Annotated in this window: 20 protein-coding genes; 15 read left to right on the top strand and 5 right to left on the bottom strand. The window is 33.9% G+C overall.

The window, feature by feature from the left end; genetic code table 11:
* Positions 1-2: 2 nt before the first annotated feature.
* Complete coding sequence (locus tag AC1RPK_RS00990) at positions 3-425, top strand: DUF3284 domain-containing protein (protein WP_481760984.1); 423 nt, start codon at positions 3-5, stop codon at positions 423-425.
* 48 nt (positions 426-473) lie between these two features.
* Here AC1RPK_RS00990 and AC1RPK_RS00995 read toward each other — a convergent pair whose 3' ends face one another.
* Both AC1RPK_RS00995 and AC1RPK_RS01000 read right to left on the bottom strand, forming a co-directional pair.
* Positions 474-1,331: a DegV family protein gene (locus AC1RPK_RS00995; RefSeq protein WP_481760983.1), complete on the bottom strand. Its 858-nt coding sequence runs from the start codon at positions 1,329-1,331 to the stop codon at positions 474-476.
* Positions 1,332-1,853, bottom strand: coding sequence for a DUF1836 domain-containing protein (locus AC1RPK_RS01000; RefSeq protein ID WP_481760982.1), 522 nt, complete (start codon positions 1,851-1,853; stop codon positions 1,332-1,334). It abuts the gene before it with no gap.
* Between the two features lie 162 nt (positions 1,854-2,015).
* Here AC1RPK_RS01000 and AC1RPK_RS01005 point away from each other — a divergent pair, with 162 nt between their 5' ends.
* A complete protein-coding gene (locus AC1RPK_RS01005; protein WP_481760981.1) occupies positions 2,016-3,434 on the top strand; it encodes a C69 family dipeptidase in 1,419 nt (472 codons plus the stop codon).
* Positions 3,435-3,601: 167 nt separating this feature from the next.
* Here AC1RPK_RS01005 and AC1RPK_RS01010 read toward each other — a convergent pair whose 3' ends face one another.
* Entirely contained in the window at positions 3,602-4,312 is a 711-nt protein-coding gene (locus AC1RPK_RS01010) for a GntR family transcriptional regulator (protein ID WP_481760980.1), read from the bottom strand.
* 362 nt (positions 4,313-4,674) lie between these two features.
* On the opposite strand from AC1RPK_RS01010, the gene AC1RPK_RS01015 reads away from it, so the two are divergent.
* From AC1RPK_RS01015 to AC1RPK_RS01035, 5 genes are all read left to right on the top strand, one after another.
* Positions 4,675-6,057: a glycoside hydrolase family 1 protein gene (locus tag AC1RPK_RS01015; protein WP_481760979.1), complete on the top strand. Its 1,383-nt coding sequence runs from the start codon at positions 4,675-4,677 to the stop codon at positions 6,055-6,057.
* Positions 6,057-7,505, top strand: a complete 1,449-nt coding sequence (locus tag AC1RPK_RS01020) for a PTS sugar transporter subunit IIC (RefSeq protein ID WP_481760978.1) — start codon at positions 6,057-6,059, stop codon at positions 7,503-7,505. Before AC1RPK_RS01015 ends, AC1RPK_RS01020 begins: the two co-directional genes overlap by 1 nt.
* A 15-nt stretch (positions 7,506-7,520) precedes the next feature.
* A complete protein-coding gene (locus AC1RPK_RS01025; RefSeq protein WP_481760977.1) occupies positions 7,521-7,841 on the top strand; it encodes a PTS sugar transporter subunit IIB in 321 nt (106 codons plus the stop codon).
* Between the two features lie 21 nt (positions 7,842-7,862).
* The gene (locus tag AC1RPK_RS01030) at positions 7,863-8,195 is read left to right on the top strand and encodes a PTS lactose/cellobiose transporter subunit IIA (protein WP_481762169.1); all 333 of its coding nucleotides are present in this window, start codon (positions 7,863-7,865) and stop codon (positions 8,193-8,195) included.
* Positions 8,196-8,305: 110 nt separating this feature from the next.
* Entirely contained in the window at positions 8,306-9,187 is an 882-nt protein-coding gene (locus tag AC1RPK_RS01035; protein WP_481760975.1) for an ROK family protein, read from the top strand.
* Between the two features lie 78 nt (positions 9,188-9,265).
* Here AC1RPK_RS01035 and AC1RPK_RS01040 read toward each other — a convergent pair whose 3' ends face one another.
* Positions 9,266-10,153: a phosphate ABC transporter substrate-binding protein PstS family protein gene (locus AC1RPK_RS01040; RefSeq protein ID WP_481760974.1), complete on the bottom strand. Its 888-nt coding sequence runs from the start codon at positions 10,151-10,153 to the stop codon at positions 9,266-9,268.
* Positions 10,154-10,414: 261 nt separating this feature from the next.
* Here AC1RPK_RS01040 and AC1RPK_RS01045 point away from each other — a divergent pair, with 261 nt between their 5' ends.
* The 6 genes from AC1RPK_RS01045 to AC1RPK_RS01070 all read left to right on the top strand — a co-directional run bounded on the left by AC1RPK_RS01045 (position 10,415) and on the right by AC1RPK_RS01070 (position 20,322).
* Positions 10,415-12,382 (top strand): ABC transporter ATP-binding protein/permease, encoded by a 1,968-nt coding sequence (locus tag AC1RPK_RS01045; protein WP_481761143.1) that lies wholly within the window; start codon positions 10,415-10,417, stop codon positions 12,380-12,382.
* Positions 12,383-12,470: 88 nt separating this feature from the next.
* A complete protein-coding gene (locus tag AC1RPK_RS01050) occupies positions 12,471-13,151 on the top strand; it encodes a TetR/AcrR family transcriptional regulator (RefSeq protein WP_481760973.1) in 681 nt (226 codons plus the stop codon).
* 6 nt (positions 13,152-13,157) lie between these two features.
* Positions 13,158-14,897, top strand: coding sequence for an ABC transporter ATP-binding protein (locus AC1RPK_RS01055; RefSeq protein WP_481760972.1), 1,740 nt, complete (start codon positions 13,158-13,160; stop codon positions 14,895-14,897).
* A complete protein-coding gene (locus tag AC1RPK_RS01060) occupies positions 14,897-16,780 on the top strand; it encodes an ABC transporter ATP-binding protein (protein ID WP_481760971.1) in 1,884 nt (627 codons plus the stop codon). Before AC1RPK_RS01055 ends, AC1RPK_RS01060 begins: the two co-directional genes overlap by 1 nt.
* A 182-nt stretch (positions 16,781-16,962) precedes the next feature.
* Positions 16,963-18,756 carry a translation elongation factor 4 gene (lepA, locus tag AC1RPK_RS01065; RefSeq protein WP_481760970.1) on the top strand — a complete coding sequence of 598 codons (1,794 nt, stop codon included), beginning with the start codon at positions 16,963-16,965 and terminating at the stop codon, positions 18,754-18,756.
* A 21-nt stretch (positions 18,757-18,777) separates the two neighbouring features.
* Complete coding sequence (locus AC1RPK_RS01070) at positions 18,778-20,322, top strand: ABC-F family ATP-binding cassette domain-containing protein (RefSeq protein ID WP_481760969.1); 1,545 nt, start codon at positions 18,778-18,780, stop codon at positions 20,320-20,322.
* Positions 20,323-20,603: 281 nt separating this feature from the next.
* On the opposite strand, the gene AC1RPK_RS01075 is transcribed toward AC1RPK_RS01070, so the two are convergent.
* The gene (locus tag AC1RPK_RS01075; RefSeq protein ID WP_481760968.1) at positions 20,604-21,446 is read right to left on the bottom strand and encodes an alpha/beta hydrolase; all 843 of its coding nucleotides are present in this window, start codon (positions 21,444-21,446) and stop codon (positions 20,604-20,606) included.
* A 126-nt stretch (positions 21,447-21,572) separates the two neighbouring features.
* Between AC1RPK_RS01075 and AC1RPK_RS01080 the strand changes: the two genes are divergently transcribed.
* Positions 21,573-22,013 (top strand): GNAT family N-acetyltransferase, encoded by a 441-nt coding sequence (locus tag AC1RPK_RS01080; RefSeq protein WP_481760967.1) that lies wholly within the window; start codon positions 21,573-21,575, stop codon positions 22,011-22,013.
* The gene (locus AC1RPK_RS01085; protein WP_481760966.1) at positions 22,014-22,223 is read left to right on the top strand and encodes a hypothetical protein; all 210 of its coding nucleotides are present in this window, start codon (positions 22,014-22,016) and stop codon (positions 22,221-22,223) included.
* The last annotated feature ends 13 nt before the right edge of the window (positions 22,224-22,236 follow it).

Consider the following 22,236-nt stretch of genomic DNA (forward strand, 5'->3'; position numbering starts at 1 on the left):
TGATGGAAATGGAAATGAAATTAAAAATGCCTGCAGATTATCTATTTGATCAAATTATGGAGTCCGTACTATATGATATTAAAGATCAGACAGGTCAGAAATTAACAAAAAATCAATTAGAGGGTTTTGCGTTCACGAAAAAGTTTTCAAAAACACAATCAGCTGCTTTAAAAGTAACAAAAATAGTTGAAAACGAAAGTTATCATTTTCAAACGGATAACAATCGTAATAAATTTGATGTAAGTTACGATATTAAGGTAATTGATGATAAACGTTGTTTGTTAAGTTATAAAGAAGTCATGACTTCTAAAGGCAAGATGCAACAAATGAATGATGCCTTCATGAGTATTCTTATGAGTTTCTTTAAGAAGAGAAATTTCAAAAAAATGCTTAAACAAATTGAAAATAAGTATGCAACTAATTAGACTAAAAATAAAGAAGCAAACCGTATTTATCGGTTTGCTTCTTTATTTTTAGTCTAAAATTTCAACACCAATACCGATAACACCAGGGCCAGCATGAACACCAAGAGCAGGTGATGCATCGCCAAAGTAAAAATGTTCAGCATTTGGATACTTAGTTTTTAAGGTTTCGAAGATACTTGCTGCTAAAGGCTCATTATTACCATATGCAACGGCTATATCGAAATGAAGAGAATCGCCAATCTTATCATCAACGAGTGATAATAATTTTTTTAGTGCAGCTTTTTCGCCTCGAGCTTTTGCAATAGGATAATAAATACCATTTTCATCACATGAAATAATTGGTTTGATGTTTAAGAGATTCCCCATAAGACCAGAGACACGTCCAATACGGCCACCAACTTGAAGATAGTGTAGGGTTGGTAAATAGAAAAAGACACTACTTCTATCAACCGCTAGTTGAACCTTTGTGACAATTTCGTCAAAATAATTGCCTTCTTTAATTAAGTTTGATGCTAAAATACCAGCTAATCCACCACCAATACCAACATTTTTTGTATCGATGACTTCAACAGTTAATGATGATAATTTGGCGAATGTTTTAATTGAATTATAAGTACCAGACAAACCGCTTGAGATCGTTGTTGCAATAACATGTGTATAGCCATCGGCTTTAATTTGGTCAAAAACGTCGTTAATTGAGCCACCTGAAGGCGTTGCGGTTGTTGGAATCTCAGTCTCCATACGTTCATAAACTTCCGCAGGTGAGATAGAGATACGATCTAAGTAAGTTGCATCACTGAATGTAATTAAAATAGGGACCATATAAATATGTTCCTGTTCCATAAATTCTTTAGGAATATCCGAACCTGAATCTACTAATACTGCTATTTTTTCTTTACTCATCATTTAATTGGCCTCCTTCATTAATATAACTAATTTTTCACTGATAATATGATTAATCACGGCACTTGCAGCCGTTCGTTGTTCTAATTCAATGATTGTTGTTTCAGTCGTGACGGGCTTTAAGTTGGTATCAAAGGTTAAAGATTTAAGTTGTTCGTTAAAAATTAAAGCGAAGTTCATGTAAGCATCTTCAGATGAGTTATCGACTAAAATTTGGTCGATACCATTCTTGATAACATCTAACGGAAAAGCAGATTTTAAAACAGTAATAACAATGATTGCTGCTAAATGTTCCTTGCGATATCTTTTTTTGATGGGTTTAAACATAACTTCTTTTTTTACGTAATTATTGACCATTGTAGGTGTTACAGGCATTAAGTGTAATGGCTCTAAGTATTGATTAACAAGTTTCACGGATTGATCCATATAAAGGTCTAATTCCGGGAAATCTTGCCAATCAGGTAATGTAATTTTCTTTAAGCTATCTAGCCAATTTAAAAAAGATGATGGAACTTTTTGGCTCAAATGATAACCCCCCTTAACGTAATATCTTTATATTAGCATTTACATCTAGAGTTGTAAACTAGATTTAACTGTTTCTTAAAGTATATAAAAATAGCATGTTTATATGAAGATAAAAGTTGTACACTATAAGGGTATTTAATAATGAGAAGGAGTGAATTATTTATGATGGAACAAGCATGTACAACAATTTTAGTTGGTAAGAAGGCCACAATTGATGGCTCAACGATGATTGCTAGAAATGATGATACGTTTTTGCCTATTACACCACAACGATTCTTGATGTACCCTGCAGTAACCGGACGTCATGAAACGTTAACTTCGAATAAAAATGGGTTTACTGCACCATTACCAGAAAATGGGTATCGCTGGACAGCAACACCTAATGTTGAGGTATCCAGCAAAGGTGTCTTTGATGAAAGTAGTATTAATGAAAAAAATGTTGCAATGAGCGCAACAGAAAGTGTCTATGCGAATGAACGTGTTTTAGCATACGATCCTTTAATTAAAAATGGTTTAGCAGAAGATTCATTACAAACAATGGTTGCACCTTATATTAAATCAGCAAAACATGGTGTTGAATATTTAGGGGCTTTAATTACAAAATACGGTTCACCTGAAGGAAATGGTGTCTTATTTAGTGATAAAAATGATGTTTGGTACATGGAAATTGTTACCGGACATCACTGGATTGCACAACGTATTCCAGATGATGCTTATGCTGTTGCAGCTAATCAAGTTGCTATTCAAGAAATTGATTTTGATAATACAGATAACTTTATGTGGTCAGACGGTATCCGTGAATATGTAGAAGAGCATCATTTAAACCCTGATAAAACAGGCTGGAACTTCCGTCATATTTTTGGAACAGACACAGAAAAAGATCGTCATTACAACACACCTCGTGTCTGGTATGGTCAACGTTGTTTGAATCCAGAAATTAAGCAAGAACCAACTTCAAGTGAATTACCATTCATTTGTTACGCAAATAAAAAAATCAGTGTTGAAGATGTGACTGCTATTTTAGGTTCACATTACAATGAAACACAATATGATCCATTTGGTCATGGTGCTGATGAAGATCGTTTACGATTCCGTCCTATTTCAATGAATAGAACACAAAATGCACACGTTCTTCAATTGAGAAATAATGTTGATGATGCACATTCTGCATTAATGTGGATCTGTTTAGGTGTTCCAGCATTTGCACCATTTGTGCCATTCTACACGAATGCAACAGACACAGACCCAAGTTACAGCGAAACACCGTTAACACTAGATATGAATAGTGCTTATTGGATGTATCGTACGGTTTCGATGTTAACAGAATCACATTATTCTCATTTTATTCAAGAAAATGTTGATTACTTAAAGGCATGTCGTCAACAGTTGAAGACGATGGTTGCTGATATTGATGCAGCATCTACAGATATGAGTGGGGATGAATTAACAAACTACCTCACACAACAAAATTACGCAATTGTTGCTGATATGCGTGAAAGAACGATGAACATGATTGGTCAATTCATTACTGAAGGATTAACATTATCTAAATTAACATTTAACATGGATGCTAATTTATAAAAATAATATTTAACATGGATGCTAATTTATAAAAATAATATTTAAATACTTTGTACGCAAAAAGGCGTAATTCCAATATAACTTTGGAATTATGCCTTTTTGCGTACCCACATATATTAAGTACAGATAATTATTTTTAATGTAAGTTAGTTCATAAGTGTGCCAGTTTAATTTGATTCAAAAACAAAATAAGAGCGTTTATTAAATTCATTTCTTGATTTTGAGTACTCGATGGCGTGACCATTCACAAGCCAAACAATTTGTTCTACTTCTAATATTGGCGTTTGTTCAACAACGTTTAAATAATTGATATCTAATTCAGTGGCTTGTCTGGCTTGTATTTTTCTAGACATACCTGACATATTTAACCCTAACGTATTTTTAATATAACTATATATGGAAGTTTCCAGTACGGATTTTGATAAACCTGGAACTAATTTAACAGGCATGTACGTATCTTCCAAGATGAAAGGATTTCCATCTAAAAGTCGGAGTCTAATAATATGGTATGTTGGCTCTTCTGCACTAATATTTAAATGAGTTTGAACCTCTTTTTGAGGGAATACAACTTCAAACTTAATGACGTGACTTGTTATTCTGTCCCGTCCTTCTTGTTTACTTAATCCATCAAAATTATCTGCCGGTGCATCAACGCTATTGATAAGAGTCGAGGGACCTATAACAACTGTTCCAAAACCAGATTTTTTTAATATAAATCCTTCTCGTGCTAAGTCATCTAACGCCTTCTTTAAGGTTATTGAACTGACATCGAAGCTAGCAGATAATACTTTTTGATCAGGTAAAATGCTACCTTTTGGATATATATTAGAAAGTATTCGTTCCCGAATTATATTTTTAACTAACTCATATTTTTTCATAAATCCCTGTTCCCCCATAGATTTTAATGTCAAATTTAGTATTATTTAAACTTTAGGTGCGATTTTAAAAAGTATATTACTCTGCTTATTAAAAATTAGATCTCAAAAAAAATAGGTATGATGTAACTATTTTAGAATTAGAGAATATTGTACCGATATTTAGTATGACTAATTAATCGGTTAATACCGAATTATAACACTCAACTACCCTCTTTTCTATATAAGTGATAGCCAGAGTTTAATAAAACATATATCTTTTGTATAACAAAAGTATTGTTTTATTATACAAAAGATATATAATAGTAAATGAAAGCGATTTCTTAGTTAAAAAATAATTTATTAGAAGAAGGGTTGATTGATATATGATAAATGAAAATAAGATGCCTAAAGGTTTTTATTGGGGTAATTCTGTATCAAGTATGCAGACAGAAGGAGCATGGCAGGCAGATGGTAAAGGGCTATCAGTTTATGATATCCGTGACTCAGATAAAGGTGTATCCGATTGGCACGATGCGATTGATGAGTTTAACAGATATGAAGAAGATTTGGATTTAATTGCAGATATGAATATGAATATGTATCGCATTCAGATATCGTGGACTCGAATAGTACCTGATGGTGATGGAACTATCAACGAGAAAGGTTTTGAGTATTATGACCGATTAATTGATGGGATGATTAAGCGTGGTATTGAGCCAATGGTTTGTCTCTATCACTTTGACATGCCGTTAGCGTTGGCCCAAAAGCAAAGTGGATTTCTATCTCGTAAAACTGTTGATGCTTTTGTTAGGTTTGGGAAAGTCGTTATTGATCATTTTTCAGACAGAGTTAAATATTGGATTACATTTAATGAACATAATCTATACTTCACTGATGAAACATTTCATATTTCTGGATATACCAAGACGGAAAAAACAATTGACGATATGTATACCATATTCCATCATACGATGATAGCTCACGCACAAATTGCACAATATATTCATGAACAATATAAAGAACTTAAGATTGGAGGTATGTTGGCATATACACCAGTTTATCCAGCAACGACTAATCCAAAAGATTCTTTTGCAGTAAGAAAACAAAATGAATTTATTTATGAAAATCTAAATTCGTTATTTGTCGGACAATCATATTCTCCTGAAGTACTTAAATATATAGAAGTGAATAATATTCAAATGGATTTTAAAGATAGAGATAAGCAATATTTAAATAAAATTAAATCTGATTTCATTTCCTTTAGTTACTATCGCACAATGGTCATGGATGCTGATAAAATTCCAAGTGACGAGGCACCAAATAGATATATGAATTATAGTGTAGAAGAAAATACTTATTTATCTAGTAGTGAGTGGTCATGGAATATTGATCCCTTAGGATTCCGAAATGTAATTACAGATTTGCATAATCGTTATAGATTACCTGTATTTCCAATTGAAAATGGAATTGGCATCAAGGAGCACAGGGACAGCACAAATATAATCCAAGATGATGCTCGAATTGAATATCATAAAAGTCATATTAAGGCTATGAAGGATGCAATGTTTATTGATGGTGCTCAAGTTGTGGGCTATCTGGGTTGGGGATTAATTGATATTCCTAGTTCACATGGTGACATGGAGAAAAGATATGGTGCAGTTTTTGTTGATAGAACAAATCATGATTTGAAAGATATGAAGAGAGTTCCAAAAAAATCATATTATTGGTTTAAGGATATCTTAGAAGAGAATGGAGAAAAAATATAATGGAAAATAAAACTGAAAATAAAGCAAACACGTTCATTACGAATAAGTTATTACCTATAATTATGAAATTTGTGAATACAAAACCTATAAGGGCTCTGCAAGATGGAATGGTATACGCATTACCTTTTATTATTATAGGATCCATATTTTTAATTTTGTCCAATTTCCCGGTGCCAAGTGTTGCAGATGCGCTTAAAGATTCAGGTTGGTCAGCATTTTTCACACAAGCATATACAACAACATTTGGTATTTTATCTATCTGGGCGGTAGTTGGTATCGCGTACGTATATGTTCGTAATGAGGGATATGAGGCATTACCCGCTGCATTGACAGCATTATCATCTTTCTTGATGTTACAGATGCTCCAAGTGGCCGCACCTTTAGCCGGAGTAATGGGTAAAAATGGAGCAGGTATTGTTAACAGTGCTGGTAAAGAGGTCCTAAGTGGTTCTGCAATAACAGAAAATATAGACAAATTACCTCATTCGCTTCAATCATTCATGCAGTCGCCAGTTAATGGTGTAATTAACATTAGTTGGTTGAGCGGTCAAGGAATGGTGGCTGCAATTATTGTAGGTATTTTGGTAGGTTGGGCATATACAAAAATGATTAAAGCTGGTTGGAAAATAACACTCCCAGAACAAGTGCCAACTAGTGTTGCTAATCAATTTACTGCCATGATTCCATCTGGTGTTATATTAACTGTTACTATGTTAATCTTTGCTTTAATTAAGACAGTGTTAAATACAGATATGTTAAATCTCATTTATAAGATGTTAGCAGCACCTATGCAAGGACTATCAGATTCATTAATTGGGGCTATATTGATTGCCTTCTTAGTATCATTCTTTTGGTTCTTTGGTGTTCACGGAGGACTGATTGTCGGTGGAATTGCAGGAGCCTTCTTAATTCCTAATACTTCTGGAAACGCTGCTTTATATCAAGCTGGTAAATTATCGTTAGGTAACGGGGCACATATTGTTACTAATGAATTTTATAATAATTTTATTAACTTGACGGGATCTGGAATAACCATCGGACTAGTTATTTTCACACTAGTTGCAGCTAAATCTGTTCAGCTTAAAACAATCGGTAAAATTGAGCTTATTCCAGCTATTTTTAATATTAATGAGCCTTTTCTTTTCGGATTACCTTTAGTTATGAATCCATTTTTAGCTATACCATTTTTCATGGTACCAGTTATTGTAGCAATCTCTACTTATGGGGTAATTTATTTCGGAATTGTACCACCTTTAAATGGTGTTGCGGCACCTTGGACAACGCCAGCAGTTATTTCAGGATTTTTAATTGGAGGTTGGAAGATGGCCTTATGGCAAGCGGTAACGTTAGTAATATCAGCTGTCGGATACTATCCATTCGCTAAAAAATATGATCAATATTTATGTAATCAAGAACAAGAGCAAGAATTAAATAATAAAGCAGAGTGAAAGGAATAAAAAATCATGGAGAAAAAAATTATTATGTTAGCTTGTTCAGCTGGTATGTCTACATCTCTACTAGTATCAAAAATGCAGGCGGCAGCTTCTAAGCAGAAAAAAGATTATGAAATATTTGCAACATCAACATCAGATGTAGACCATCAAATTGAAAGTGTTCATCCGGATGTATTGTTATTAGGGCCACAGGTCAGTTATATGAAGGAAGAAATTAAAAGTAAAACTGATGCTGCTGGAATTCCTATGGACGTCATTGATATGCTAGATTATGGGATGATGAACGGTGAAAAAGTATTACAAACAGCAGTAAATTTAATTGCGGAATAAAATAAATTTAGTGAAATGGGGATGAAAAATATGAATGATAAAGATATGACTGTAATAATGGGAATTATTATGGAATCGGGGAATGCGAAGGGATTTGCCGCTCAAGCAATCCGCATGGCTGAGCAGTCTGATTTTTCTAAATCTGATGATTTTATGAACCAAGCACAAGAGGCGTTAACTAAGGTGCACAATATCCAAACTACTTTGTTAACAAAAGAGGCCAATGGTGAAAAAACGAAACTTAATTTGTATTTGATACATTCGCAAGATTGGCTAATGACGAGTATCTGTTATATTGATTTAGCTAAAGAAATTATAACTATGTATAAATCAATTAAAAAAAACGCCGTATAAAATGACGCATTATAGACGTGCTATGAGAACTTCTTTAATTTAATACGTTTATTAAAAATTATAATTATCAGATACTAAAAATATTAGTCGAATGACTGAAAAGGAGAACAATGGGAACTATATTAGCAATTGATATTGGTGGGACAACCGTAAAGTATGGAGAATGGAAAGAAAATCAGTTCATTTCACGTGGTAAGAGGGAGACCCCTGAGACGTGGAAAGATATGAAAACTTTAATTAAAAATTTATATAATAGTTGTCAGAACGCTGAAGGTATAGCCATTAGTTCTCCAGGATCAGTTGATACGGTAAATGGAATTATTCATGGGATTAGCGCCATCCCTTATATACACAATTTTCCGATTAGGGATGAGTTGGAACAATATTTAGGCGTACCAGTTTCTATACAAAACGATGCTAATTGTGCAGCATTAGCTGAGAATTGGATTGGAAACGCTAAAGATGTAGATGATTTTGTTTCTATTATCATTGGATCTGGAGTTGGTGGTTCTGTAATAATGAATAAAAAATTAAAGGCCGGAAGTAATCTATTTGGTGGCGAATTTGGGTACATGATTTTAGATGTAAATGATGATCGTACTTTCAGTGAGTTGGTTAGTCCAGTAAATCTTGCCAAACAGTATTCTTCAGAAAATAATCGTGAAATTAACGGAAAACAATTATTTGATTTATCTGACTCTGGTGATGATAAGGCATGCCAAATTGTAGATGATTTTTATAAACATTTAGCCGTAGGAGTGTTTAATCTACTTGTATCGTATGATCCTGACCTTGTTTTAATTGGAGGCGCTATATCTGAAAGACCTGGTTTGATTAAAACACTAAATAAATATATTAATCAATTAATCATTGCCAAACGTGCGGATGGCCTTAAGTATAATTTAAAAACATGTTATTTTTATGGAGATGCTAATATGATTGGCGCAATATACCAATATAAAACAAATTTCATAACCTTTAACACTATTTAAATATAAAAAAGCTCATAATTATTAGATTTAGATCTAATAATTATGAGCTTTTTGTATTGAATGTTCTATTTTTTACAGCTATTTATTAATTTCTTCAATAGTACCCTTAGCGTCTTTTTCAACTTTCATATCTGAAATTGAGATATAACCTAATTTCTTGATTAAGCCGTTTTGAATTTTGTCTGATTGAATATAACCAATAAATTTAGCTGTTGCGTAGTTAGGAGAACCTTTAGTATACATATGTTCGTATGACCAAATTTTCCAATTGTTTGTTTCAACATTTTTTGATGTTGGTTTAACGTTATCAATAGATAATGCTTGGATGTTATCTTTTAAGTACGAGAATGCTAAGTAGCTGATGGCACCTGGTGTTGAAGATACCATTTTTTGAACTGTACCGTTTGAATCTTGTTCTTGTGTTTGTTTAGCTGTTTTATTTGGAAGGATACTACTATCAAATACGGTACGTGTACCCGAACCAGAAGCACGATTAATGACAACAATCGCTTGGTCTGCTCCGCCAAGTTCTTTCCAGTTTGTTGTCTTACCTAAGAAAATGTTAGCAAGTTGTGCTTTTGAGAGGTTAGTTACTTTTGTATCTTTGTTGACAACAGGTGCAATACCAACAACGGCAACTTTGTGATCAACAATCTTTTTAGCATCTACGCCGTCTTTTTGTTCTGCAAAAATGTCAGAATTACCAACGGTAACAGCACCTGTAGAAACTTGGCTTAAACCAGTACCTGAGCCACCACCTTGCACGCCAATTGTTAAACCTGAATTATCTGCTTGATAGGTTTCAGCTGCTTGTTCAACTAAAGGTTGTAAAGCAGTTGATCCAACAATAGTAATTTTACCTGTAATTTTTGATGAATCATCTGAAGAAGATGATGATTTACCACATCCTGCCAACAATAAAAGACCCATTGCTGCTATCGAAATAATTGCTGTTTTCTTTCTCATAATTAACTTCCCCTTTTATTTTGTATTCGTATTTAAGAACAACTTCATAATATCAGTTAAATGTTATGGTTCTGTATGAATCGTGTAATGATTTACACCTGAAATTGTAAAGAATGGGTAAAGGTGGAGCGAAATACTTTGCTTTTGTGAGTGTGATTATCTATAATAAAAACCAGCTCATTATGACAGTCTGTCATAAAAACGGAAATAGGGGGAGACAAATTGATTCTAGAAATAAAAAACGTTTCAAAAACGTATAATATGGCTGGTGGTACGACATTCAAGGCTTTAAAAGACATTAATGCTTCTTTTGACAAAGGAGAATTAGTTTCAATAGTTGGTGAATCCGGAAGTGGTAAATCAACATTAATGAACTTAATAGGTGGATTGGATTCAAATTTTGATGGCGAAATTACGTATAATGGTGAAAATATTGGTGATTTTTCTGAAAAAGAACTTGTTAACTTTCATAAGAAGAGTATTGGATTCATTTTTCAAAATTTTAATTTAATTCCTCATTTAAGTTTGATTGATAACGTTGCTATGGCAATGACGCTTTCAAATGTTGATAAATCAGTACGTGTCAAACGTGCTAAAAAATTATTAACAGACGTTGGGTTACAAGATCATATGACAAAGAAGCCAGATCAAATATCTGGTGGGCAAAAACAACGTGTTGCTATTGCACGTGCCTTAATGAATGATCCTGATGTCATTATTGCTGATGAACCAACAGGTGCTTTGGATTCAGAGACAACTGATGCTGTCTTAGAAATTATCAAAGATATCGCAAAGCGTGGTAAATTAGTTTTAATGGTTACTCATTCAGATCGCGTTGCGGCATATTCAAGTCGTGTTGTACGAATTGATAATGGTGCAATTATTTCTGATTCCGAACAAGAACAATTAGAGTTGCATACTAATGAAGATGAATTTAAAGGCGAAACGCCTAAGAATTTAAGTCTATGGTCTGCAATTCGATTAGCTGCACTTAATATGAAAGCTAAATTTTCTCGTAATTTACTTGTTGCTATTGGCTCAAGTATTGGGATTATGTCTGTTGTTTTAATGTTATCGCTTGGAAAAGGGGTAACAAGTTATATAAAGGATACGATGACTAGCTACGTGAATCCCAATGTGACTGAAGTTCATATGAAGGCAAAAACAAGTTCTTCAAGTAGTAGTTCTAAAACAGCAACACCAGCTGCTGGTTCTCAAGCCCAAGCAGCGCAAGCTAAAGAACAACAAAGTCAAATGGCTGCAATTACTGGTCAGACAGGATCATTTTCTAAAAAAGATATTAATAAGTTAACAAATATTAAACATGTGAATGAGCTACAAAAGGGTTATACAGCAATTTCACTAGGTACAAATACAGTTTCATATAAGGATAAAAAAGCTAGTTTGATGCAGTTGGGTACAATGAACTCAGGTATTACAAAATCAAACATTACCAAGGGTACTAAACCAGGTAAGGATGGCATTTTATTAGATAAAACAACTGCAGATTCATTAGGCAAGAACATTGTTGGTAAACAAGTTAAAATTGCGATTGTTTATAACGAAAAAACGATTAAGAAAACGTTCAAAGTTGCCGGAATTTATGAAGCATCTGGAAGTAGCAGTTCAAGCAGTTTAGTTTACTTGAATTACGCTGACTTACAACAATTAGTTGAAGATAATAATGAAACAATTAAACCAAATGTTGTTTATCTTCATACAAACGATAAGGCTAATACGGCAGGTATAAAAGCTAAAGTTAAATCATTGGGTTACACAGGTTCAATTCAAGAAAAAATGTCAGAAATGTTTACTCAAATGTTAGATATTTTGACAGACGTTTTAACGGCCGTAGCTGCGATATCATTGCTCGTTTCTGCAATTATGATATTAGTGGTTCTAAATATATCTGTTGTTGAAAGAACAAAAGAAATCGGTGTTATGAAAGCTTTAGGAGCACGTCGTAAGGATATTCGCCGTATATTTGTTTCCGAAGCGTTCCTAATTGGATTAGCATCTGGCTTAATTGGTGTTGGCGTAACGTATATTTTAGCCTTTGGGTTAAATGCATTCTCAGTTGCAACATTCGATGTTACGATTGTTAAAGTTACAGCTAGTTATGTATTCTCTGGTATTTTAATCAGTGTCTTGATTAGTATGGTTGCTAGTTTCTTACCAGCAAACAGAGCATCAAAACTTGATCCAGTTGAATCTTTAAGAAAAGAATAAGTAAATAAAGTTGCATTTTTAAATAAAGACTAGTAACATGACAAGTTGTCACATGACAGCTTGTCATTTTTTGTATAAAGGAGAAAATATGCCTAAAAAAACGTATTTTAATTTAGATGAAGATAAGCAACAACGGATATTGGATGCTGCTAAAGAAGAGTTCTCAAGAGTACCCCTGTTTGAAGCATCAATTAGTAATATCATAAAAATTGCAGATATTCCGCGAGGGAGTTTTTACCAATATTTCGAAAATAAAGAAGATTTATACTTTTATTATTTTGATACTATTCGACAGAATCAAACTAAAAGATTTGGTGAATTATTAAAACGAAATCAAGGTGATGTCGTGACGACTATGAAGACCTTTTTTTCAGAAACGATTGCGAATACAGTGTCCGGAGAAGATGCTGCATTTTTTAAAAACGCCTTTGTCCGAATGGACTTTAAAATGAGTAGTCGGATGCAGCCACATCATCCTCACCACCCGCATCATAGTGGGAAACAGCCACATTTTGGTGGACCATTTCATCAAAATTTAAAAGCAGATTTTGATATTATGAGTGAAATTGATCGGTCTTTACTAACCATTTCCTCAGATGAAGAAATTAGTTTACTTATGTTTTCTTTAATGAGTCCATTTATGAAAACTATTAATGATTATTTTTCAAAACAAAGAGAAGGTATTGAAATACCTGTTGAAGAGTTACAAAAAGAATATGAAACAATGGCTAACTGGGTAGCTATTGGTGTTTCAAAAAGGAAGGAATAAAAATAAATGATAAAAGTAATGAAAAATCGCGTTAGCGTTTGGGCAATGTTTGGTGCATTTATATTTATGATTGTCCAAGTTATCTGCGATTTATATTTACCAACATTAACATCAGACATGATTAATAAAGGTGTCTCACAAGGCGATGTTGCGTATATCTGGCAGGTGGGTTATGTCATGTTAGGCGTAGCAGCTATTGGTATTGTTGCGGCAGTTGGTAATGTCTTTATCGCTTCACGCTTAGCGCAAAAATTAGGACTTAGATTAAGAAGTCATATTTACAAAAAAGTACTTAATTTTTCAAGTCATGAATTTGATCAAATTGGAAATTCAAGTTTAATTACAAGAACATCAACTGATGTTCTACAAATTCAAAACGTTACCGTTATGATGTTAAGAATGATGATCCAAGCGCCTATTATGTTGATTGGTGCTAGTATTTTAGCTTATAACAAACAAAAAGAATTAACCGTGATTTTTTTAGTAGCTGTTCCAATTTTAATTATATTAATTGCTTCAGTTATGTATTTTGCAGTGCCGCTGTTCAAAACGTTACAAAAAAGAATTGATCATATTAATCTTGTCTTTCGTGAAGGTTTAACAGGTGTTCGTGTTATTCGCGCATTTAACCAAGATAAATATGAACAAAATCGTTTTGATCGTGTGAATAAAGAATATACAGATAATGCCCGTAAAGTATTTTCAATTACGGCGCTAATGTTCCCCATGATGACTTTAGTTCTTAGTGCAACCAATATCGCAATTATCTGGTATGGTGGTCATTTAATTGGAGATATGTCGATGCAAGTGGGTAATCTAGTTGCGTTTATGACGTATGCAATGCAAATTTTATCAAGTTTTATGATGTTATCGATGGTATTTGTCATGTTACCTCGTGCGCAAGCTGCTGCAGCACGTATCAACGAAGTTTTAGATACGAAGAATTCGATAAAAGACCAACCTGATGCAATTACAGTTGATCGTAGTAAAGTAGGAGCAAGTCAATTGTCATTTGATAAAGTTAATTTCCGGTATACGGGTGCTGAAAAAGAAGCCCTAACAGATATTAACTTTGAAGCAAAGGCGGGTCAAACGATTGCGATTATTGGTGGTACTGGATCTGGTAAGTCAACGTTAATTAATTTAATTCCACGATTGTTTGATGTTGAGTCGGGCGATATTAAAATTGATGGTAAATCAATTTATGAGTTAACCCAAGTAAGCTTACACGACCAAATTTCTCTTGTTCAACAAAAGACAGTTCTTTTTAGAGGAACAATCCGAAGTAATCTACAGTTTGGAAATGAAACGGCAACAGATGATGAGTTGTGGCATGCGCTAGAAATAGCACAAGCTAAATCGTTTGTTGAAGAATCAGCGGATGGCTTAGACGGCATAGTTGAACAAGGTGGAGATAACTTCTCTGGTGGCCAAAAGCAACGACTTGCAATTGCAAGAGCATTAGTTAAAAAAGCTTCTGTTTACTTGTTTGATGATTCATTCTCAGCGCTTGATTTTAAAACAGATGCTAAATTACGTGGCTCACTTAAAACGGATGAAAGCATCAAAGATAGTGTTGTCGTAATTGTGGCACAACGGATTTCTAGTGTGACAAGTGCCGATTTAATCTTAGTTATCGATGGTGGAAAAATCGTTGGTAAAGGGACTCATGAAGAATTGAAAGCCACGAATGAAACCTATCAAGAAATTATGCAGTCACAAATCAGAGAGGGGGATGCAGAGTAATGGCAGATAATAAGTCAAAACAAGCAACGCAACCTATGCGGGGCGGTCGAGGTGGACATGGCAATATTGGACGACCAGTTGAAAAGCCTAAGAACTTTTGGAAAACAATTGGGCGTTTAGCGAAATACATGTCACCATGGTTAATTTCAATAGGGATAGTATTAGTGCTAGCCATTATATCTGTAATTTTCCAGGCGGTTTCTCCTAAAATTTTAGGACGCGCAACAACCGAGATTTTCTCTGGGGTAACTAAAGGATTCACTCAAATGAAACAGGGGCAGAAAGTAACCTCGTTGCCAATTAATTTTGATGCAATTAAGAATATCTTACTTACAGTTGGTATTATGTATATTGCGTCTGCACTTTTCAGTTTTGTGCAGCAATTAATCATGACTAATATTTCTCAAAAAACGGTGTACGCACTTCGTAAAGATATTAAGGCTAAAATGGAACGCGTGCCTGTTTCTTACTACGATACACATCCAAATGGTGATATTATGTCTCGTGCTGTAAATGATGTGGATAACATTTCTGGAACGTTACAACAAAGTTTTACACAGTTAGTAACAAGTGTTGTGACCTTTGTCAGTGTTCTCTATATGATGTTTTCAATTAGTTGGCAATTAACGTTAATTGCTTTGATTATTGTTCCTTTGAGTTTGGTTGTTGTCTCATTAATTGCGCCTCGTTCGCAAAAGTTCTTTGCTGGACAACAAAAGAGTTTAGGACTTTTGAACAATCAAGTGGAAGAAACGTATGCGGGTCATACGGTTGTTAAGACTTTTAATAAAGAAGAAAAAAATATTGATATTTTTGAAAAACAGAATAATGATTATTATAAAAGTTCATGGAAAGCACAATTTATTTCTGGATTAATTATGCCAGCAATGAACTTTATTAAAAATATTGGCTATGTCTTTGTGGCAATTGTTGGTGGAATTAAGGTTTCACAAGGAACAATTACTTTAGGTAACGTCCAAGCCTTTTTACAATATGTGAACCAATTCTCACAACCAATCACTCAAATTGCCAACTTATCTAATACGATTCAAGCAACTGTAGCTTCTGCAGAACGAATTTTTGAAATCTTAGATGAAGAAGAATTGAAAGATGAAAGTAACGATGACTTACCAATTGCTGATAATGGTAATAAAATTTCCTTTGATCATGTTCAATTTGGTTACTCAGATAAGAAGCTTTTGATGACAGATTATAATTTGGATGTTAACGAAGGACAAAAGGTAGCAATTGTTGGACCTACAGGTGCTGGAAAGACAACGATTATTAACTTAATTGAACGCTTTTATGATGTCTCAGCGGGATCAATCCGACTAAATGGTGTCGATACTAAGAATTTGAAACGAGAAGATTTACGTAAGTCAATCTCGATGGTGCTTCAAGATACTTGGTTATTTACAGGTACTATTATGGAAAATATTCAATATGGTCGTGAAAATGCAACGGATGAAGAGGTTTATGCTGCAGCAAAAGCCGCTCATGTTGATACATTTGTTCGTCAATTACCAGATGGTTATCAAACTGTTCTGAATGAAGACGCTTCAAATATTTCACAAGGACAACGTCAATTGTTAACGATTGCTCGTGCATTTTTGGCTGACCCAGAAATTTTAATTTTAGATGAAGCAACGAGTTCAGTTGATACACGAACTGAAGTTTTGATTCAAAAAGCGATGGATACCTTATTAGATAGCCGAACAAGTTTCGTTGTGGCGCATCGTCTATCAACGATTCGTGATGCGGATAATATTATTGTAATGGATAATGGCTCAATTATTGAAACTGGAAATCATGATGCTTTGATTGCTAAAAACGGGTTTTATGCTGATTTATATAATAGCCAATTTGCAAACGGTACTATTTAAATTAAAAATAATGAGCTGAATTTGACCTTAGTTAAATTTGTGTTCATTATTTTTTCGTTTTTAAAATACTTGGGCATTCTTACCGGCTTTTAATCTTCTTCTTACGACGTTGATAATTTAGCGTATAATAAAAAAGACTCTAAAACAGTAGATGATTATTTAGAAAATGAGGTTTAATCATAATGAAACAATCACAAATTAGAAATTTTTCAATTATTGCCCATATTGATCATGGTAAATCAACTTTAGCTGATCGAATTATGGAAGAAACACAAACTGTCAGTGAACGTGAGATGTCTAGTCAATTGTTAGATTCAATGGCTGTTGAACAAGAACACGGGATTACAGTTAAATCACGAACGGTTCGTAGTTACTATACAGCTACTAATGGTGAAACTTACGAATATAATTTTATTGATACACCGGGACACGTTGATTTTTCATATGAAGTTTCGAAAAGTTTAGCTGCTAGTGATGGGGCTATTTTATTGGTGGACGCCACTCAAGGTGTGCAAGCACAGACGGTTGCAAATTACCGTTTAGCTAAAGAAAACAACTTAAAAATTATTCCAGTAATCAATAAGATTGATCATCCTAATGCTGATGTTGAAGAAACTAAAATTCAATTGATGGAATTAGCTGACGTTGATGAAGACGAAATGTTATTAATATCAGCTAAAACTGGGATTGGTGTTGATTTGGTTCTAGAGGCTATTAAAGACCGTATTCCAAAACCAATCGGTGATATTGAAGCACCACTTAAAGCATTAGTTTTTGATTCACATTTTGATGCATTTAAAGGAATTGTGGCTTATATTCGTGTCTTTGATGGTGAATTTAAAGCTAATAATTTACTTCGATTTATGCAACAAACGACTGATTTCCAAGTAGTAGAAGCAGGTATTTTTAAACCTGACATGGTGGCTGTTGATAGTCTACATGCCGGGGATGTTGGCTATGTTATTACAGGGCTAAAAGATCCTCAACTAGTTAAAATTGGGGATACGTTAACTTCTCAAAGTAACCCGACACCAGAAGCACTTCCTGGATATAAAGAATCAGAATCAATGGTTTTTGCTGGATTTTATCCTAAAGATAATAACTATAAAGAATTAAAATCAGCTATTCAAAAATTAGCTTTAAATGACTCATCTTTCCATTATAAAGAAGAAAAGTCAGATGCTTTAGGACTAGGATTTAGATGTGGATTCTTAGGGATGTTACATTTAAGTATTATTCGTGAACGTCTCGAAAAAGAATACCAATTAGGGGTGTTAACAACGACGCCTAATGTTACGTACCACGTTATTTTGAAAAATGGTAAAGAAGTTGTTGTTGATAATCCTGTCCAATTCCCTAATTTTTCTGAAATTGATCATGTTGAAGAACCATTTTTAGATGTTCATATGACCGTGCCAGATGAACAAGTGGGCGATATCATGAAATTAGCTGAAAAACGTAAAGGTATTTTCCAAGATATGTCATACAATTCTGGTCAAACTGAATTGAATTATGCGTTACCAACGTCTGAAATTGCCTATGATTTCTTCAATCAATTAAAATCATTATCACATGGCTATGCAACAATGGAAACGCAATTTAAAGGATATCAAACAGCAGACGTTGTTAAAATGGACGTTTTAGTTAACTATGCAACAGTCGATGCACTAGGGTTTGTTGTGCATAGACAAGATGCTGTGGAAATTGGTCAGAAATTAGTTGAGCAATTGAAATATTCAATTCCACGTAAATTATTCCCAATGCCAGTACAAGCAGTTATCGAAAATAAAGCTATTTCGCGTGCAAATGTACCGCCTCTTCGTAAGAGCGCAACAACAAGTAGTGATAAAAAGAATGCTGCCAAACAAGATATGCTACGCCGTCAAAGCGCTAATAAACGATTGGGCTCTAAGGCTGAAATGGAATTACCACAAGAAGTATTTAATGCAATATTGGAAGTTAACAATGATAACTAGTCTTTAGAAAGAAGGATTACAATGGGAGTTTTAGAAGTTCGCCAACTTTCCCATCAATTTGCGGATAAGCAATTATATGAGGATGCTCATTTTGAATTAAACACTGAGGATCATATGGGTATCATTGGTCAAAATGGTGCTGGTAAAAGTACATTAATCAAAATTATTACTGGACAAGAATTACCTGATGAAGGCGAAATCAAATGGAAAAAAAGTGCGACAATTGGCTATTTAGATCAATATGCTGAAGTTGCGGAAGGCATTACGGTTATTGAGTTTTTGAAGACAGCATTTCAACGTTTATATGATATTAGTGAAAAACAAACGCAGGCCTATACGGATTATGCTGAAAATATGGACGAGAAGTTGTTGGAAAAAGCGGGTAGATATCAAGAAGAACTTGAGGCAAAAAATTTTTATGATATCGATACAGAAATTGACCGTGTTCGAACTGGTTTAGGATTAGATGCAATTGAAAAAGACCATCAAGTTAGTGAATTAAGTGGTGGTCAGAGATCTAAGATTATCTTAGCTAAATTATTATTGGAAAATCCTGAAGTTATTTTATTAGATGAACCAACTAATTATTTAGATACGGAACATATTGATTGGTTAACTGAGTATTTAAATCAATTTGAAGGCTGTTTCATGGTTATTTCTCATGATTTTGAATTTTTACAAAATGTCACGAATACAATTATTGATGTTGCATTCGGTAAAATCACAAAATATCGTGGGAATTTTAAATCAGCTATTAAGCAAAAAGAAGCTAAAAAAGAAGCGCAACTAAAAGCTTTCCAGAAACAACGCCTTCAAATTGAAAAAGATGAGGCTTATATTCGAAAGAATAAAGCTGGAACGCGTGCCACAATGGCTAAGTCTAGACAAAAAAGATTAGATAAAATTGAGCGTGTGACACCGCCAAGTGATACTGTAAAAGGTAAATTTGATTTTCCTTATCTAGATACTGGATCCGCATCAACGCTTGCCGTTAAAAATTTATCAGTTGGTTATAAAACGCCATTACTATCACCAGTAACTTTTTCATTATCACATCAAGAAAAAGTTGTCTTAAAGGGATTTAACGGAATTGGTAAATCAACAATGATTAAGTCAATTTTGAAGTTAATTCCAACGTTTGGTGGAACTGCTGAATTTTCTGATTCTGTTGTTGTTAATTATTTTGATCAAGATTTAATTTGGGATAATAAAGAAATGACACCTCTTCAAATTATTCAAGATGAATACCCTGAATTGGAACCTAAAACGATTCGTCGCCGATTGGCTAAATCAGGGATTAATGCTGCGAATACAATGAAACCTATTAATATTTTGAGTGGTGGGGAACAAATGAAAGTTAAGTTGAGTTTAGTTGAATTGAAACCAAGTAACTTTTTAATTTTGGATGAACCAACTAATCACTTGGATGATGATACAAAAGACGCGCTACAAAAGGCAGTCCGACGTTTTCCTGGAAATGTTTTATTGGTCAGTCATGAAGCACCATTTTATGAATCTTGGATTGATAAAGTGTTTGATGTTGAAGCAATAAGAATTCAAAAATAGTGATAATAGCCTTGGAAAGTAATTTTCTAAGGCTATTTATCTGCACAAAAAAAGCACCAACCGAAGTTGATGCTTTCCTGTTATGGTACTTACCGAAGTAAATAGATTGTATGAATTCCACAAAACAGTGACAATCAGACATACCTACAATGCGGTAGGTAAAAAATGCCCCATTTTCGAACTAATCACTAGCCGCCGCAGCGGAACAACCGAAGTTGTCTGATTTTACTCGACTCATCGCATAACTTAATCATAGCACAAAATTAATATTTCGTATAGTTCTATTTACCCCAAAGGAATTGGATAACAGCTTTATCAACCTGTAAATTTCTATGAAGTTTACTATGTTGTGCATCTTCACCAGTAATTTTAAGCTCGTCATACGATTTTACTTGGCCTTTTAATAGATAGTTCATTGAACGGGCAGAAGCAATGCTGACAGATGTATCAGAATTTGAGCCATCATTCACATCGCCATAAATAACAAAGACTTTTGCGGTTGATGGGAAATTTTTTCGTTTGCTATAGTAACTTTGGTAGTTTGCTGTTTTAATAGCAGGTTCGTCATTTTTCAAGAAGTAATTTTTATTGGCTTTTTCGTCCATTCCGAGGACCCCATTAATTGGACCAGCAATTGGAACAAATTTATTTAGGATAGGAGAAGATTTTTTTCTGACAGATTCAGCCCAGTACATTGCAGATGAGCCACCCATTGAATGTGTAACAAGATTGATTTTTTTAATATCGTATGATGCTTTTAAATAATCAGTTATCTTACCAATCCATCTGCCCTCTTCAGGAATTTGAGCATCACTACGCGCAAATATAACTTGAACAATTGGATTTTTTTCAGTATATTTCCATCTACCCGTATAAGTGACATCACCAGTTGAAGAGACGGTTGCTGTTAGAACTTTTTTTGCCTTACCAGATTTTTCTGCTGAGGCAATCATGTCGTTAGTTGAGTTAGCTGTACCGCCGTATCCATGAATGTATAAGGTTGGTGTTTGTGAAATACTTTTCTCTGTTTCTACCGATTTAGGTATACTGTTATGCAATAGTAAAAAGCCAATACCTAATCCTAAAATCAATAAGATGGTTATTAATATACCGTATTTTTTCATTAGTGGTTTCCTTTGCATAGTAAGTTATTTGCTTTCATTATAAGCTACCGGGTCTTGACGTTCAAATTTAAAGCAAGTTATGGTAAGCTATATGCGAAGATAACTAAGAAAGCTGAGGATGAGCAAATGTTCATAGTGAAATCAACTAGAGATATAAGTAGTCAAATATATAAGGATGCATTATCAATTAGAAAAACGGTTTTTGTTGGAGAACAGAATGTGCCAATGGAATTGGAAATTGAAAACGAATCAGAAGCTATTCATTTTGTGGGTTATAAAGATGAAGAACCTGTTGTGACAGCACGTGTACTTAGCGAAGACTCTGAAACGTGGCATGTCCAGCGAGTTGCAACATTGAAAGCGGCTCGTGGACAACATTTAGCAACAGATATCCTAACGTTTATTGAAGGATTTTCAACAGTCTACGGAATTAAATACTTAACCTTAGGTGCACAAGATCAAGCCCAAAATTTTTATTTGAAACTAGGATATGAGGTTGAAGGTGAAGGCTTTATGGACGCAGGAATTCCACATCACACAATGATAAAAACAATCGAAGGAGCCTAGATGGCAAAAGAAACTTTATTTTCAAAATTACTAACGGATGAACGATATACATTTGCGAGTGAACTTGGTAGTAAATATCATAAAGACGCTAGTCAAATTTTATTTACTTACTTGAAGTTAATGGCTGAGGGGACACAAAACCAGTCAAAATCATTACAGAAAAGTCTGCCAGAAATCGATAAAAAATTTCAAAAGTATTTAGAAAACTAGAGATAGAAGGTAC

The sequence above is a fragment of the Dellaglioa sp. CoH-55-MRSF-6 genome (genome assembly GCF_056782215.1).

Coding starts and splice junctions, on each gene's coding strand:
- AC1RPK_RS01010 (WP_481760980.1), bottom strand. CDS start 4,312: ATGAAAAAATATGAGTTAGTTAAAAATATAATTCGGGAACGAATACTT.
- AC1RPK_RS01055 (WP_481760972.1), top strand. CDS start 13,158: ATGATAAAAGTAATGAAAAATCGCGTTAGCGTTTGGGCAATGTTTGGT.
- AC1RPK_RS00990 (WP_481760984.1), top strand. CDS start 3: ATGGAAATGGAAATGAAATTAAAAATGCCTGCAGATTATCTATTTGAT.
- AC1RPK_RS01050 (WP_481760973.1), top strand. CDS start 12,471: ATGCCTAAAAAAACGTATTTTAATTTAGATGAAGATAAGCAACAACGG.
- AC1RPK_RS01045 (WP_481761143.1), top strand. CDS start 10,415: ATGGCTGGTGGTACGACATTCAAGGCTTTAAAAGACATTAATGCTTCT.
- AC1RPK_RS01080 (WP_481760967.1), top strand. CDS start 21,573: ATGTTCATAGTGAAATCAACTAGAGATATAAGTAGTCAAATATATAAG.
- AC1RPK_RS01040 (WP_481760974.1), bottom strand. CDS start 10,153: ATGAGAAAGAAAACAGCAATTATTTCGATAGCAGCAATGGGTCTTTTA.
- AC1RPK_RS00995 (WP_481760983.1), bottom strand. CDS start 1,331: ATGATGAGTAAAGAAAAAATAGCAGTATTAGTAGATTCAGGTTCGGAT.
- lepA (WP_481760970.1), top strand. CDS start 16,963: ATGAAACAATCACAAATTAGAAATTTTTCAATTATTGCCCATATTGAT.
- AC1RPK_RS01015 (WP_481760979.1), top strand. CDS start 4,675: ATGATAAATGAAAATAAGATGCCTAAAGGTTTTTATTGGGGTAATTCT.
- AC1RPK_RS01035 (WP_481760975.1), top strand. CDS start 8,306: ATGGGAACTATATTAGCAATTGATATTGGTGGGACAACCGTAAAGTAT.
- AC1RPK_RS01025 (WP_481760977.1), top strand. CDS start 7,521: ATGGAGAAAAAAATTATTATGTTAGCTTGTTCAGCTGGTATGTCTACA.
- AC1RPK_RS01020 (WP_481760978.1), top strand. CDS start 6,057: ATGGAAAATAAAACTGAAAATAAAGCAAACACGTTCATTACGAATAAG.
- AC1RPK_RS01060 (WP_481760971.1), top strand. CDS start 14,897: ATGGCAGATAATAAGTCAAAACAAGCAACGCAACCTATGCGGGGCGGT.
- AC1RPK_RS01005 (WP_481760981.1), top strand. CDS start 2,016: ATGATGGAACAAGCATGTACAACAATTTTAGTTGGTAAGAAGGCCACA.
- AC1RPK_RS01075 (WP_481760968.1), bottom strand. CDS start 21,446: ATGAAAAAATACGGTATATTAATAACCATCTTATTGATTTTAGGATTA.
- AC1RPK_RS01030 (WP_481762169.1), top strand. CDS start 7,863: ATGAAAAATATGAATGATAAAGATATGACTGTAATAATGGGAATTATT.
- AC1RPK_RS01085 (WP_481760966.1), top strand. CDS start 22,014: ATGGCAAAAGAAACTTTATTTTCAAAATTACTAACGGATGAACGATAT.
- AC1RPK_RS01070 (WP_481760969.1), top strand. CDS start 18,778: ATGGGAGTTTTAGAAGTTCGCCAACTTTCCCATCAATTTGCGGATAAG.